Raw genomic sequence first — 13,284 nt, 5'->3', positions numbered from 1 at the left:
CCGGGGGCCTCCCGCTGGTGCCGGCCGGCCGCGGAGCCGGGCGGGCCGTCCTCGCGCACGGCCCGCCAGACGTCCTGGTGCGAGTGGCAACCGCCGGAAGCCGTGACGGGGCATGTCGTGGCGGCGCGGCAGGTGGCGATGGTCCGGCGGCCTGTGATGCCGACCTCCACGGACAACGTCCTCGACGCAGTGGTCTGCGCGCTGTCCGGCACATGACGCGTACGACACCGGCGAACCCGTACGCCGGTACGAAACCAGCGGCGGAACAGTAGTCGTCAGGCCAGCCGGCCCTGCCCGTACCGCGAGTCCGCCTCGTCCGCAGTCCGACGGATCCGGCGCCCGCTGACTGGTTGCGTGTTTCCCCCCGGTGCACACACGCACCGGTCGCTGGTAGCGGGGCGCACACCCCACTGCCAGTGCACGATTCCGCTCCTGGTGGACGAAGTCGCAGCCGCCGTCACGCCCGCGCTCCTGCCGGTACGCGGGCAAGGCGGTACGCGAGCAGGGCCGCGCACAGCCGCCTGGCCGCGCACTCGGCCTCGCGCCCTGCGGGTCCGCGGGGTTCGCGAGGCGCCCGCCACCCGTCGCGCGCCCGCGGTCCGCAAGGGACGGCTCGCAGCGAGCGGTCCATCACCTAGCCTGAGGAGGCAGCCCGTGCTCTTCTCCGACCGCCCGAACACACGTGAAGGAGCCTCGCCCGGTTCCGCCGAAGCCGGCGTGTCCTCGTGTGGCGACGGCCAGGAACCGCGCCCGCCCGGGGTGCCCGGCGCCCAACGAGTCGACCATCTGGCGTTCACCGTGTCCGACCTGGACGCCGCGATCGACTTCGCCGTCATGGCACTCGGTGGCGAACTCGTCTACCGTCTGCCGCCCTTGGCGCACACCGATGGCTGGATGCGCACACACCTCGACGTACACCCCCGAGCCAGCGCCGAGATCGCCCTCGTCCGCCTGGGCCCCGACACCAACCTCGAACTGTTCGCCTACAAGTCGCCGGATCACACCGCCGCGCCACGAGCACCACACGACACCGGGCACGTGCACCTGGCGCTGCACGTGACGGACGTGGCACGGGCGGCCGCCGAGCTCACGCGTCGCGCGGGGGTGAGCCCGCTCGGCCCCGTCCTCCGTGTCCCCGACGGACAGCCCGACGCGGGCACACACTGGGTCAGGCTTTCCTCGCCCTTCGACGCGCCCCTCGAACTGCGGTCGGTACCGGACGTGTTGCCGTACGAGGCCGCCGGCGGCACACCACGCCGCCGCCCGCCGGGGCCATGGCGCAACCGGGACGACGGTACGGGAAGCCGGCACGGCCTTCCCGGCGCGCTCGGTGTCGACCACTTCGCCAGGACCGTCGCGGACCTCGACTCGGCCGAGCGGTTCTTCGTGGAGGTCCTGGGCGCCGAGCCTCTGTACCGAAGCAAGTACGGGGCCCTTCCCGAGGATGTGGCGGCGGCCCTCGGCGTGCCACCGGGCGGTGCGATGCGGCGGGCCGTACTGGGCATGGGCCCGACCGATACCATCGAACTGGCAAGCTACCAAGGGAAGTCGGCCGGCAACCCACGCCCTCCACGCAACAGCGACGTCGGCGGCAGCCATATCGCCCTGCACGTCCGTGACGTGGACGCCGCTGCCGCCTACCTGGCCGCGCACGGCTGCACCGTGCTCGGCCGGCCGGAGACGATCGACGAAGGGCCGCTTACCGGCGACCGGTGGGTGTACACACGCGCCCCGTGCGGCCTCTATGTGGAAGTGGTGCGCATGCCGGACGGCGCACTGCCCTACGAACGCGGTACCGCTGCCCGGCGCAAGGCCGCACATGGGCTGTCATGGACCGACCGTACGCCACCCCGGCCCGTTCGGGGCACCGTGCCTGACAGCCCGGGGACGGACACATCGAGCCCCCAGCGGCACCCCCAGGGGAGAGGAACCTCGTGCCGTCCGTGACATCCGTCGATCCCGCCGTACGGATCACAGTCACCACCCCTGTCGTGCCTGGAGTTGCGCGGGCCGCAAGGTGCGCGTCCTTTGCCGGGAACACGGACGGTCCCAGCGGCGGGCCACGCTGGATCCGGCTCGGCACGTGCCGAAACCGCGGGTCTCCAAGACGATCGGGAACCTGCTGAGGGCGCCGGCCGATTCGCGCGACCATCACGCGGGGCGCGAGTGCTCACCATATCGCCCGTCGTCCGCCGTACCGTGAGAGAACGGAGCCGGACAAGGCCCACATTTCCATGCTCATGTGGTGTCCCCCCGTGGCCGCCGCTCGCCACCCCCGCCTTCGCGACGGGGGACCGGCAGAACCGCGCCGCCGTCGGCTGCCTCCCCGCTACACCACCGCGCCATGCCACCGCATGAACCGCGCCATGCCCACGCATGAAAGGAAACCCCATGACCGGAAGTGTTCCCATCGTCGACCTGGAGGCATGGCGGGCAGCCGACGAGGAGAACCGGGCGTCCCTGGCCGAGATCATCGACGGCGCCCTGCACACCGTGGGCACCTTCCTGTTGGCGGGCCACGGCGTGCCTGCGGAGCTGACCGCGCGCATGCGCACAGCAGGGCGCTCCTTCTTCGACCTGCCGTGGGAGAAGAAGGAGCCTCACGCCGTACAGCGCCCGCACGACAATGGCTGGCGCGGCCTCGTGAAGCACCGGACAGACACAACCGAGGGCACGAGAGGTGCCCCCGATCTGCACGAGGCGTTCCACATGGGCCCGACCCACCGCACCGGAGACGACGCCTTCGACGCCCTGTACTACCCCGCCAACAAGTGGCCGGCGGAACTGCCTGAGCTTCGAGAGACGGCCCTCGCCTACACGGCCCACATGACACGGGTCGCAGGCGCGGTCATGGAGATGCTGGCCGGGGTACTGGGCCTCGAACCCGCCTTCTTCACGTCCCGGTGCGAGCATGCCACCTGGACCCAAAGCGTCAACTGGTACCCGTCGCTGGACACTGTCGGCCAGACGGCCGAGGGACAGATGCGAGTCGGACCGCACACCGACTTCGGCACCATCACTCTTCTGGACCGCCAGCAGGGCGTCTCCGGGCTTGAGGTGTGGAGCGAGGAAGACGGCTGGTTCGCACCGCCGTTCGTGGAGGGAACCCTGCTGGTGAACCTGGGCGACCTGATGCACCAGTGGACGGACGGCCGATGGCGCTCGCTGCGGCACCGTGTGCTGGCCCCCAGCGCGAGCGCTCCGCAAGAGGAACTGGTTTCCCTCGTCTACTTCTTCGACGCGGACCCCGAAGCGGAGATCGTGCCGCTCGCCGCACCGGTCGGCGGCGGCGCGGGCATGCCCACCGTGAACGTCGGCGAGACGATCCTGAAGAAGAACATCCAGATGCTGACCGACCTCAAGGGCCACGGGCTCTTCCAGGGCGAACTGTCCCTGTCCCGTCCTGGCTCCGCCGACAGCCCTGGAAGCAGCCCGGCCGACGATCACCCATCGCGTCCCGGGCGTCACCCCGCTCAGGGTCCGCAGTGAATCAACATGCTGATCCGATCTCCGTGCGTCTGCTGTCCGCGAGGAACGCGGTGACGTCGGCGGGCGTCCGGAACCTGGCTGTCGAGGGGCGAAACGGTGTAGCGGCGGCTCGGTCATGCCCGGGGGCAAGGGGCCGACACCGCCCGGAGACGTGGGGCACGGCGCCGCCGTGGTGCTGCGCGGCGCCGGCAATCTGCGCGGCCCCGGCCGGATCGCACAGTCGCACCTCGCTCTTCCCTCCGTGCTGGCCGCCGCCGAGCCCCGCCCCGCTGAGGGCGGCACTGGATGCGGTGTGGCACGCCGTGAACACGTACGGCGAGCACTACCCGGAGCTGCTGGAGGAGATCCGGTCGGTGTGCGCCGGGCAGGTGGGGAGTAGGCGACTGCGAGCCGTCTTCTTGTCGGCCCAGCAACGGATGTCGGCCCCGGCCAGGGAGTCGAGGATGCCGTGTTCGCGCGCCGCGCGAAGGTCGTGAACGGCAGCTCACACTCCCCGCCGGGCGGCCGGCAACGCCACCGCACGCTGGACCTCGGGACCCGCGGCATCAAGCGCGTGCACCAGGTCGCCGTCGAAGCGCAGCAGGCCGCGGACACTGCCGCCGACACCGCGCAGCCCCTCGCTCGGCAGCCGTCCGCCCCACTCCCACTGCTCGCGGTGCAGTCGCCGCTCCTCCGAGGCCCGTTCCTCCGCCTGGCGGGCCAGGCCCCGGAGAGTGCCAGGTCGACACGTCTTTCGTGCGAGGCGCCCCGAGGCGCCGGCTCCTCACGGACGGTCCGCGGCAGTGGCGGCGGGCGTGGGCCATGCTCCGTGGCGGGCAGCGCGTCGGATGGTGGGAAGGCACCGGGGGTCTCCTACCCGGGCGCGGCGCCGCGACGCGTGACGAGCCGCGTGACGAGCGGGGTGCTGGGGCGCGGACTAGCCTGGACAGCAGTCGGGCGGCCGTGTCGGCCGAGAGGTCATCCCGACACCGATCCTGCGGCCGGCGGACGCGTGGCGGTGTCCGCGGCCCCGAATTCCTCCTGAGCGCGGGCGCCGCACCAGGCCGACGCCCGCGCCGGGCCTCGCGCCCCGTCGGGTGGGTGTCCCTTCGTACCGCCGGCGGGTGGACCAGGCGGGAGTACGGAGATGGCATGGAACGTGACCGGTACCTACTTCGAAAGCTGCAACTGCGACACCGTCTGCCCCTGCACCACCTCGGGCCTGACCGCCCCTGCCGACAACGAGCGCTGTCAGGTGACGTTCGCGTTCCACGTCGCACAGGGTGAGGTCGACGGCGTGGACGTGTCCGACCGCAACGTGGTCGTCTTCGTCGACGCGCCGCGCGTGATGGCCGACGGCGGCTGGCAGGTGGCGCTGTACGTCGACGCCTCGGCCGACGACGGCCAGGCGGAGGCGCTGGGCAAGGTCTTCTCCGGGCAGGCGGGCGGACCGATGGCGGCGCTCGTGCCCCTCGTCGCCGAGGTGCTCGGCGTCGAACGCGCACCCATCGACTTCCACGACGACGGCCGCCGGCACACCGTGCGGGTGGCGGACGCCATCCACATCGAGATCGAGGACCAGGTCGCCCCGCAGTTCGGCGACGACGGTCCCGTGATGAAACTGTCCGGCATGTTCCACCCGGCGAACAGCACGCTGACCGTCGCCAGGTCGACACGGGCCGTCGGCCACGGCGTGCACGGCCGCTCCTGGGACTTCACCGGCCACAACGCCCACTCGGCGCCCTTCTCGTGGTCGGCGTGACGCGGCCCGCGACGGCGGCCCGCCGCCCGACGGCCCGCACTGGAGCGGTCCTCCTCATGGCGGCCACGGCCGCGGCCTGGACGTGGACGGCACTGCGCCGGGGCGACATGGGAGCGGGGACCGCGGCCGGCGAGCTGCCCGCCTTCCTGGGCGCGTGGACGATCATGATGGCCGCGATGATGCTGCCGGCCACGGCACCGGTCGCCTCGCTGTACGCGCGGACCGCACCCGCGCACCGGACGCCGCGCCTGATCGCGTTCACCGCCGGCTACCTGCTGGTCTGGGCAGCCGCCGGGCTGCCGGCGTACGCCCTGGCCGCCGGGGCGGCACGGGTGGCGACCGCCCATCCCACCGCGGGGACGGCGGTGGCCGCCGCCGTCTTCGCCCTCAGCGGTGCCTACCAGCTCACCCCCCTCAAGGACGTCTGCCTCACCCGGTGCCGCTCACCGGTCGGTTCGCTGCTGCACTACGCGTCGTACCGCGGCCCCGCCCGCCACCTGCGGGCCGGGGCCCATCACGGAGCGTTCTGCCTGGGCTGCTGCTGGTCCTTGATGCTGCTGCTCACCGCGTTCGGGGTGATGAACCTCTGGGCCACGGTGGGCCTGGCCGCCGTCATCACCGCAGAGAAACGCCTGCCACGGGGCCGTCTCCTCGCCCGCGCCGTGGGACTCGCCTCGCTCGCCCTCGCGGTCGGCGTCTTCTGGCTGCCCCTGCTGGCGCCCAACCTCACGGGCGGCGGCATGACGGACATGGGCCTGCGAGGACCGTGACCCCGGTCGCCGCGTCGCCCGGCTGGGGGACGCCGGGATGCAGCGCGTGAGGCGTCCGTACGGCCGGTCGCAGGGCCGGGAGGTGCGGCCCTGCGCGCCCGGGCGGCTGCGGCAAGCTGGCCGGCCGAGCGCCGTACGTGCCCGGGAGCGGCAGAAGGCCGGCCAGGAGCTGGAAGGGTCGGCGTGTATTCGGGCCGTCCTGCACGGTTCCGAGCCCAGGCCGCCCGTCTCGACTACCGCGGCCAGGCCACCTGGGGAGAGCTCACCGGCTGCGCCATGAAGATCCTCGCCGCCCGCAGCCTCGGCCAGGAGCCCGCCCCGCAGGATCGCCGCTTCCTTACCCACCGGCTGAAGGCGAGCCGGCGGGAGGTGTGGGAAGGCAACGTCGGCGCACACACCCTGGCCCTGCTCGCCCTGCCCCAAAATCCCGACGGCGGCTGGGCCTTCACCGACCGCGTCACCCAGGGCGACACCGAGAGCACCGGCGCCGTTCTCGAAGCCCTCCACGCCATCGACCCCACCCGCTACGCACCTGCCCTCAACCGGGGCCGCGCCCACCTTGCCACCCTGGCCGGCGGCGACGGCGGCTTTCCCACCTACCTGCCCGGCCAGCCCTCCGAAGCCGTCATGACCGCCAACGCCATCTGCGCCCTGGCCCCCGACCCCGCGCGCTACACCCCGCTCCTGCGCCGCGCCACACTGCACCTGCTCGAAGCGCAACAGCCCGACGGCACCTTCGAACGCAGCTGGAGCCTGGCCCAGGCCCACGCCCTGCGCCGCGCCACCGCAGCCCTCACCTGTCTCCCACCCCCCATCACGGCCGTGCTGACCGAACGCATCCAGCAGGCTCTGCACCGGGCCGACACCTACCTGAGCAGCGCCCAGAACCCGGACGGCGGGGGCTTCGGCCACCAGGCGGGCGACGCCAGCGACGTCAGCAGCACCGCCCACGCCCTCAGCGCGGGCACCAGCCTGAACCGGCCCGTCTGGAGCAGCAAGGCCCTCGCCTACCTGCTGGCCCATCAGCAAGCCGACGGCGGCTTCACCTCCCGGCCCGAACAGGTCGCCCCCCGCCCCATCCCCTACGCCCACCCCAGCCACGCCTCCGTCTTCGCCCTCACCGCCCTGGGCGAACATCACCAGGGCGGTGCACAGCGACGGCCGTAAGCAGGCAAAGGGCACGCGCCGGACCGGGCGCTCTGGCCGGGCCGGTCCCGGATATACCGGGCGACCGCAGATGCGGCAAACCGCTGGTTACCGTGACTCCGGCCGAGGCCATGCTGCCCCCTGGACAGTGGTAACGCGCTGACCCTTGAGCTCTGGGGGCGCAACCCACGAAGCGCAGGGACCGGTCGGCCGGGCCCTGCGCTTCGTGCTGGCGTGGCGGCTACAGGCCGCCGACCTTCGCGGGGAACTTCTGCAGTACTGCGGCGATGTCGTCGGGCTTGGCCGGGTCGACGAACTCGACCGGGGCCTTTAGCTGGTACAGGTCGCCCCTCGGGGGGAACTGGGTGAGCCGGCCGATCAGCGCGGCTTCGCCCTTCGGGGTGAGCACGAGCGGGTCATTGCCGGGACGTTCGATCGTCAGGGTGCAGATGCTCAAGTCCAGGCGGTGCTCGTACCGGGGCGGGAACTGCTGCGTCTGCGTCAGCATGCCCTTCCCGTCGGCGTCGTGGTCGTGCTGTTCGAGCGTGACGGTGCCGCCCCCGGGGATCTCGGCCGGCGGTACTCAGCGGCCGACCCGCGGCGACTTCTCCGCGAGTTCGGCACGCACCATCCTGCGCAGGACCTTGCCGCTCGGATTTCTCGGCAGGGCCGTGGCGAAGTCGTAACTGGTGGGCACCTTGAAGTCCGCGATGCGGCCGCGCAGAGACAGCATCAGCTCGCGGGGGGTGACGCGCTGGCCCGGCTCAAGGACCACTCGGGCGTGCACCGATTCACCCCACCTGGGGTGCGGAATGCCCACGACCGCGACTTCGAGGACCGCTGGATGGGCGCACAGCGCGGCCTCGATCTCGGCGGGATATACGTTTTCTCCCGCCACGATGATCATGTCGTTGACGCGGTCGCTGACGAACAGGTAGCCGTCTTCGTCGAGGTAGCCCGCGTCGCCCATGCGGATCCATCCGTCGACCAGGGTCTCGGCCGTGGCGTCGGGGCGACGCCAGTACTCCAGCATCCGGGCGGGCGAGCGGACGCAGACCTCTCCGACCGTGCCAGGTGGCACCGGTTTGCCGTCCCGGTCGATGATCCGCAGCGTGATGCCCGGGTACGCCCGGCCGGCGGCCAGCAGCCGGGGGTTGCCCTGCCTGTGGTCCTCGGGTGGCAGACAAGCCGCGAAGTTACCTGTCTCGCTGCTCCCGTAGATCTGCAGGAAGTCGCAGTCGATCATCTTCATGCACTGCTCAAGCAGCGGCGCCGAGATGGGAGAGCCACCGTAGACGACTTTGCGCAACGACTGGAAGCACTCGGGGTTGGCATCCGGCTCGTTGAAGAGCAGTTGCAGCATGGCGGGCGCCACGATCGCGGTGGTAATCCGCAGTTCTCTGATGAGCCTGAGAGCTGACGAGCTGACGAACATGGGCATGGAGACGATCGTCACCCCGGCGTTGAAGCCCTGCATCGCGTAGGAGAAGCCGCCTATGTGAAAGCCCGGCAGGCCGATCAGACTGCGGTCGCCCGGCAGCCAGTCGAACCAGTCGAGACCGTGCTGCTCCATGGCCTCGGCCACGTTGAAGAAGCTGCGGTGCGGCAGCACGACACCCTTGGGCCGCCCGCTGGTGCCGCTCGTGTAGATCTGCACCACCGCGGTTTCCCGGTCGCCGCCCGATTGCGGGTCGGTGTCCGGGTGCGGTGCGGTCCAGCCCACCCAGCCCGCGCCCCCGTCTTCGGAGTCGTCAGCCAGAACAACGGTCTGCAGGCGGTCGAGCCGGTCGCGCACACCTTCCGCCACGGCTCGACAGCCTTCGTCGACCACCAGCAGCTCCGTGCCCGAGTCCGCCAGGATGTGATGGACCTCGTCAAGAGTCAGCCGCCAGTTGACGGGCACCAGCACCGCGCCAATCTTCGCGCAGGCGAAGGCGAGCTCCCAGTAGCGTTCCGACTCCTTGCCCAGGTACGCGACCCGGGAGTCGCGGCCGACCTGTGAGGCGAGCAACGCCTGTGCCACCCGGTTGCTCTCCTGGTGGAGCGCCTGGTAGGTGAGACTGCGGCCTTCGCACAGGATGGCCGGGTGATCCGGCTGGCGGGCCGCCTGGTATGCCAGAGCCGCGTGGAGCGTGTCGGTCTTCTTCGCGTCCATCATGGCGCCCTTCATCGCGACGACGGGATCAGCAGACTGCGGATGGAGCCGGCCAGGAGATCGATACGTGATTGCTCGAACGCCACAGCCGTCGGAAGTGAAACGGCGAACACCTGCTCAAGCCGATTCTTCAGACTGACGGCCGTGAGCGAATCAAGGCCCAAGGAGGCGAAATCCGCATCAGGTTCGATGTCCTCAACGTCCTGGTAGCGGAGAATCGCCACGAGCTCGCGGCGTATCGCTTCGTTGATCGCCCTGTTGCTCGCGTCCGCCGGCCACCCGGCCGACTCGGGCGCCACAGCCTTGCTCTCCTCTTCGAGGGCTGCGGCGGGCGGCGCCTCGGGCAGCGGACCGGGAGAGGCACTCGGTGCCGGACCGGTGCCGGACGGCAGCCAGTACCGCTTTCGGTCGAACGTGTACGTCGGCAAGTCCACGCGCCGGTGGGTAGTCCCCCGGTGGTACGCGGACCAGTCGACGGACAGCCCGGCCATGTACAGGCTGGCGACAGCCTGGTCGATGGTCGCACCGTCCTCGTCGCCCGCACGGCTGCTGGCGGCCCACAAGTGGTCGTTCCTGGTGACGCACCGGCGTGCGAGCGAGATCAGAGAGGCCGAGGGGCCGATCTCCACGAACGCGTGCGTACCGCGGCGCTCGACCGCTTGTACCGCGCCCAGGAAATCGACGGGTTCGAGCAGATGGCGCACCCAGAAGGCCGGATCGGCGAATTCCGAGGCCCGGACCACCTTTCCGGTCAGTGCCGACACCACGGGCAAGCGCGGGGCACGGCAGCGGATGCCTTCGAACAGGGCGCGGAACTCGTCGGCCACCTCCGCCATCAGCGGTGAGTGGAAGGCGTGCGAGACGGGGAGCCGCTTGACGCGAATGTCCCGTCGGCGCGCATCCTCCAGCAGGGCTTCCAGCGAACGCGAACCGCCCGAGACGACGCACTGGTCGGGAGCGTTGATCGCCGCCAGAGCGAGATCGTCGTACGGGCCGAGCAGCGGGCCGATCTCCTCCGCCGCCACCGCCACGGCCGCCATGGCGCCCGGGGTGCTGACCGACTGCATGAGCCGGCCGCGTTCCGCGGCGATCCGGGCACCGTCCTCCAGGGAGAAGACGCCGGCCACCGTCGCCGCGACAAGCTCACCGATGCTGTGCCCGACCAGCACGCTGGGCCGCACTCCCCAGTCCGTCCACAGCTCCGCCAGCGCGTACTCCAGACAGAACAGGGCCGGTTGGCTGTACCGGGTCTCATGGATGTCGTCGCCGTGGTCGTCGGTGCCGACCAGCATGTCCCTCATCGAACGCCCTGTCAGGGGGCGCAGTATCCGGTCGCATGCGTCGACGCGCTCCCTGAAGACAGGAAAGCGCCGGTAGAGCGCCGCCGCCATTCCCGAGAACTGCGAACCCTGCCCCGAGAAGAGGAAGGCCGCTTTGCGCGCGCCGCCGACGGGCAACGCTCCGGCGGAGTGCAGGCGCCGATCCAGCAGCTGCGCCAGCTCTTCCCGGCTGGCGACTGCTCCTGCCAGACGCACCTTGTGGTGAGCCCGCCCGGTGTTGGAAGTGAAGCAGATGTCGGCCAGGGACGGCGGTGCGTCGGCGGTGAGGAACTGCTGGTACCGCCGGATCTGCGAGCGCAAGGAGCGGTCGTTCTTCGCCGACAGGGTGAAGACATGGCCCCGCTTCCCGTCGGTCCCCGGATGACGATCCGACGACTCGGCGTGCCCGTCCAGGGCGGGTCCGGCACAGTGAGCCGGAGCTTGTTCGAGCACGGCCGTGGCGATCGTCCCGGCGAAGCCGAAACCGTTCACCAGCGCTCGGCGAGGGGTGCCCTCCCACGTGAGCTCGCCCGTGGGCACCGTGACCGGGTATCTTTCCCAGGGTATGCGCCCCGAGGGGCGCTCAAAATTGAGGTGCGGGTAGAACTTGCCGGCCTGCAACTGAAGAACGGTCTTGACCAGACCGGCCATTCCCGCGGCACCCTCCAGGTGCCCGATGTTGGTCTTCACAGAACCGACCGTCACCGGTGCGGCTTTGTCGTGCGATGCCGCGAAGAGTGCGGCGATCGAGCCCATCTCGATCGGGTCGCCCAATGGCGTGCCGGTGCCGTGCGCCTCGACGTACTGGATGTGCCCCGGTTCGAGACCGGCCGCGGCCAGCGCGGCTCCCATCACCTGCTCCTGGGCCTGTCCGTTGGGCACGGTCAGGCCCGCGCTCTCACCGTCCTGGCGCACCGCGGTGCCACGCACGAGCGCGAGAACGGAGTCCCCGTCGCGTTCGGCGTCCGACAGACGCTTCAGGACGAGCACGCCGCATCCCTCGCCGCGGGCGTACCCGTCAGCCGAGTCGTCGAAGGTTTTGCACCGGCCGTCGGGAGACAACATGTTGGCCGCCCGTAACGCACCGTTGCTCACCACGTTGTGTATCAGGTTCACGCCGCCGCACAGGGCGATGCCGCACTCCTTGTTGCGCAGTCCCTGCACGGCCAGGTGCAGCGCGACCAGTGAGGAGGAGCACGCGGTGTCGACACTGATGCTCGGCCCCCGCCAGCCCAGTAGGTAACTGAGCCGGCCCGGCACGCTGCTGTGCGACAAACCGGTGCCTATGTAGCTGTCCACCTCCTCTGCGCGCACGCCCGCGGTGTCCAGTGCGTAGTCGAAGGAGCTGACACCCATGTAGACACCGCCTTCACGGTGCCGCCACGCCCCCGGAGGTATGGAGGCGTTCTCCAGCGCCTGCCACGCGGTCTCCAGGACCATCCGCTGTTGCGGGTCGAGGTAGGCCGCCTCACGGGGAGAGATGTTGAAGAAGGCAGCGTCGAAACGGTCGATCTCGTCCAGGAAGCCGCCGATGACCGGCTGTGTGTCCTCGGGATCCGAGCCGGTGAGCATGTGCCGTCGGCTCTCCGGCAGGGGGCGGATGCCTGACTGGCCCTTGGCGAGGAACTCGTCGAAATCCCGCAGGCTTTCGTTACCACCGGGAAACCTGAGTCCGGCTCCCACGATGGCGATCGGTTCGTGTTTCTCCAGCAACAGCTCACGGATCAAGGCGTCCTGCTCGTCGATCTTCCGCAGCAGGTCGCGCGGGGTCGCTTCGGAAAGCTCAGAGTGTTTTGACAACGTCCCGTCTCCGTGTCGGGTTGGGCTACGCCCCGTGGGGCTCTTTGGTCAGGGCGTCCAGAGATCGCGTGTGGGCTGACGGCGACGCTTCAACGGTGAAGGTCCTCATCAGGATCGGCGAAAGCCTCGGCGATGACATGCTCGGACAGATAAGAGACGAGCTGCTCGATCGTCGGCCTGTTGAAAAGCTGTGCGACCTCGATTTCGCATCCGAGCACCTTGTCCAGAGTGTATTTGATCTCGGACAACTGCAGGGATGTCAGACCCAGTTCGAAAAAAACGGAGTCGGGCGCAAGGTAATCGTCGTCTTCCATCAGCAAGGCTGACTTCAGTTCGTGTGTCACCAGCTCTTCCAGAGCTTCGCGCCGGTCGTAGACCGGAATCTCCAGTAGATCACTTATTTCCGTGATACGTTGATCTGCCACCACGAGATGGGACCACACCGAGCTGACCTGCCGCTGACACGCACCTGACACCCGCCGGAGTCCGCCGGGCGTGAAGGGCGGGGATGCCACGTGGGGCGGGACTGGAGCCAGGCCCCGTGCCCGCGCCATAGGTGGCCACGTTGTGCGGCACTCTCCTGGCCTGCTCGCCAGAGCGGCGGGTGTACTGGTCGCAGGTGGCGGACGAGCGAGTGGACACCCTGAACCTAGGCCCTGTCGTCAAACTCCCGTCTGCCGCGCGACGCCATGCACGCTCCCCCACTGCCTGAACGGCGTGGGAGGTGCCCCCACTCGCCGCACCGGGCCCCGACCCAAGTACATCCAGTACGAGGGCCAGGGCCCGGCACGCCGAGAGCACGCACCTGACGCCGCGCGGCCCGCCCTCCGGGCGGACGACGGGAGTTTGACGACAGGACCTAGA

Annotated in this window: 9 protein-coding genes and 1 pseudogene; 5 read left to right on the top strand and 5 right to left on the bottom strand. The window is 70.3% G+C overall.

The features are described 5' to 3' along the window. The first annotated feature begins 654 nt into the window (after nt 1-654). Nucleotides 655-1,947 (top strand): VOC family protein, encoded by a 1,293-nt coding sequence (locus AQJ11_RS43230; protein WP_244218650.1) that lies wholly within the window; start codon nt 655-657, stop codon nt 1,945-1,947. A 444-nt stretch (nt 1,948-2,391) separates the two neighbouring features. Continuing rightward, nucleotides 2,392-3,489 carry an isopenicillin N synthase family dioxygenase gene (locus AQJ11_RS43225; protein WP_107120974.1) on the top strand — a complete coding sequence of 366 codons (1,098 nt, stop codon included), beginning with the start codon at nt 2,392-2,394 and terminating at the stop codon, nt 3,487-3,489. Between the two features lie 397 nt (nt 3,490-3,886). Here the strand turns inward: AQJ11_RS43225 and AQJ11_RS48900 are convergent. Then, nucleotides 3,887-3,970: pseudogene (locus AQJ11_RS48900) on the bottom strand (IS5/IS1182 family transposase); the annotation flags it as partial. Between the two features lie 645 nt (nt 3,971-4,615). On the opposite strand from AQJ11_RS48900, the gene AQJ11_RS43215 reads away from it, so the two are divergent. From AQJ11_RS43215 to AQJ11_RS52320, 3 genes are all read left to right on the top strand, one after another. Next, nucleotides 4,616-5,230 carry a DUF1326 domain-containing protein gene (locus tag AQJ11_RS43215; protein WP_059267134.1) on the top strand — a complete coding sequence of 205 codons (615 nt, stop codon included), beginning with the start codon at nt 4,616-4,618 and terminating at the stop codon, nt 5,228-5,230. Next, nucleotides 5,227-6,000, top strand: a complete 774-nt coding sequence (locus tag AQJ11_RS43210; protein WP_244218649.1) for a DUF2182 domain-containing protein — start codon at nt 5,227-5,229, stop codon at nt 5,998-6,000. Before AQJ11_RS43215 ends, AQJ11_RS43210 begins: the two co-directional genes overlap by 4 nt. Before the next feature lie 183 nt (nt 6,001-6,183). Then, nucleotides 6,184-7,167 carry a prenyltransferase/squalene oxidase repeat-containing protein gene (locus AQJ11_RS52320; RefSeq protein ID WP_059267132.1) on the top strand — a complete coding sequence of 328 codons (984 nt, stop codon included), beginning with the start codon at nt 6,184-6,186 and terminating at the stop codon, nt 7,165-7,167. 220 nt (nt 7,168-7,387) lie between these two features. Here the strand turns inward: AQJ11_RS52320 and AQJ11_RS43200 are convergent, their stop codons facing one another. The 4 genes from AQJ11_RS43200 to AQJ11_RS43185 form a co-directional block, all read right to left on the bottom strand. Next, the gene (locus AQJ11_RS43200; RefSeq protein ID WP_059267131.1) at nt 7,388-7,654 is read right to left on the bottom strand and encodes a hypothetical protein; all 267 of its coding nucleotides are present in this window, start codon (nt 7,652-7,654) and stop codon (nt 7,388-7,390) included. A gap of 75 nt (nt 7,655-7,729) precedes the next feature. Continuing rightward, complete coding sequence (locus tag AQJ11_RS43195) at nt 7,730-9,304, bottom strand: long-chain-fatty-acid--CoA ligase (RefSeq protein WP_059267130.1); 1,575 nt, start codon at nt 9,302-9,304, stop codon at nt 7,730-7,732. Between the two features lie 8 nt (nt 9,305-9,312). Further along, nucleotides 9,313-12,420 (bottom strand): type I polyketide synthase, encoded by a 3,108-nt coding sequence (locus tag AQJ11_RS43190; protein ID WP_059267129.1) that lies wholly within the window; start codon nt 12,418-12,420, stop codon nt 9,313-9,315. Between the two features lie 89 nt (nt 12,421-12,509). Beyond that, nucleotides 12,510-12,845 (bottom strand): acyl carrier protein, encoded by a 336-nt coding sequence (locus AQJ11_RS43185; RefSeq protein WP_208616763.1) that lies wholly within the window; start codon nt 12,843-12,845, stop codon nt 12,510-12,512. Nucleotides 12,846-13,284 lie beyond the last annotated feature (439 nt).

The organism is Streptomyces corchorusii (genome assembly GCF_001514055.1).
Lineage (GTDB): Bacteria > Actinomycetota > Actinomycetes > Streptomycetales > Streptomycetaceae > Streptomyces > Streptomyces olivaceoviridis.
The sequence above is the reverse complement of the archived record's forward strand: the minus strand, read 5'-3'. Positions and strand labels throughout refer to the sequence as shown.

Bases quoted from the DNA above. Each gene is read 5' to 3' on its own strand.
- AQJ11_RS43225 (WP_107120974.1), top strand. From the start codon at position 2,392: ATGACCGGAAGTGTTCCCATCGTCGACCTGGAGGCATGGCGGGCAGCC.
- AQJ11_RS43215 (WP_059267134.1), top strand. From the start codon at position 4,616: ATGGCATGGAACGTGACCGGTACCTACTTCGAAAGCTGCAACTGCGAC.
- AQJ11_RS43200 (WP_059267131.1), bottom strand. From the start codon at position 7,654: ATGCTGACGCAGACGCAGCAGTTCCCGCCCCGGTACGAGCACCGCCTG.
- AQJ11_RS43195 (WP_059267130.1), bottom strand. From the start codon at position 9,304: ATGATGGACGCGAAGAAGACCGACACGCTCCACGCGGCTCTGGCATAC.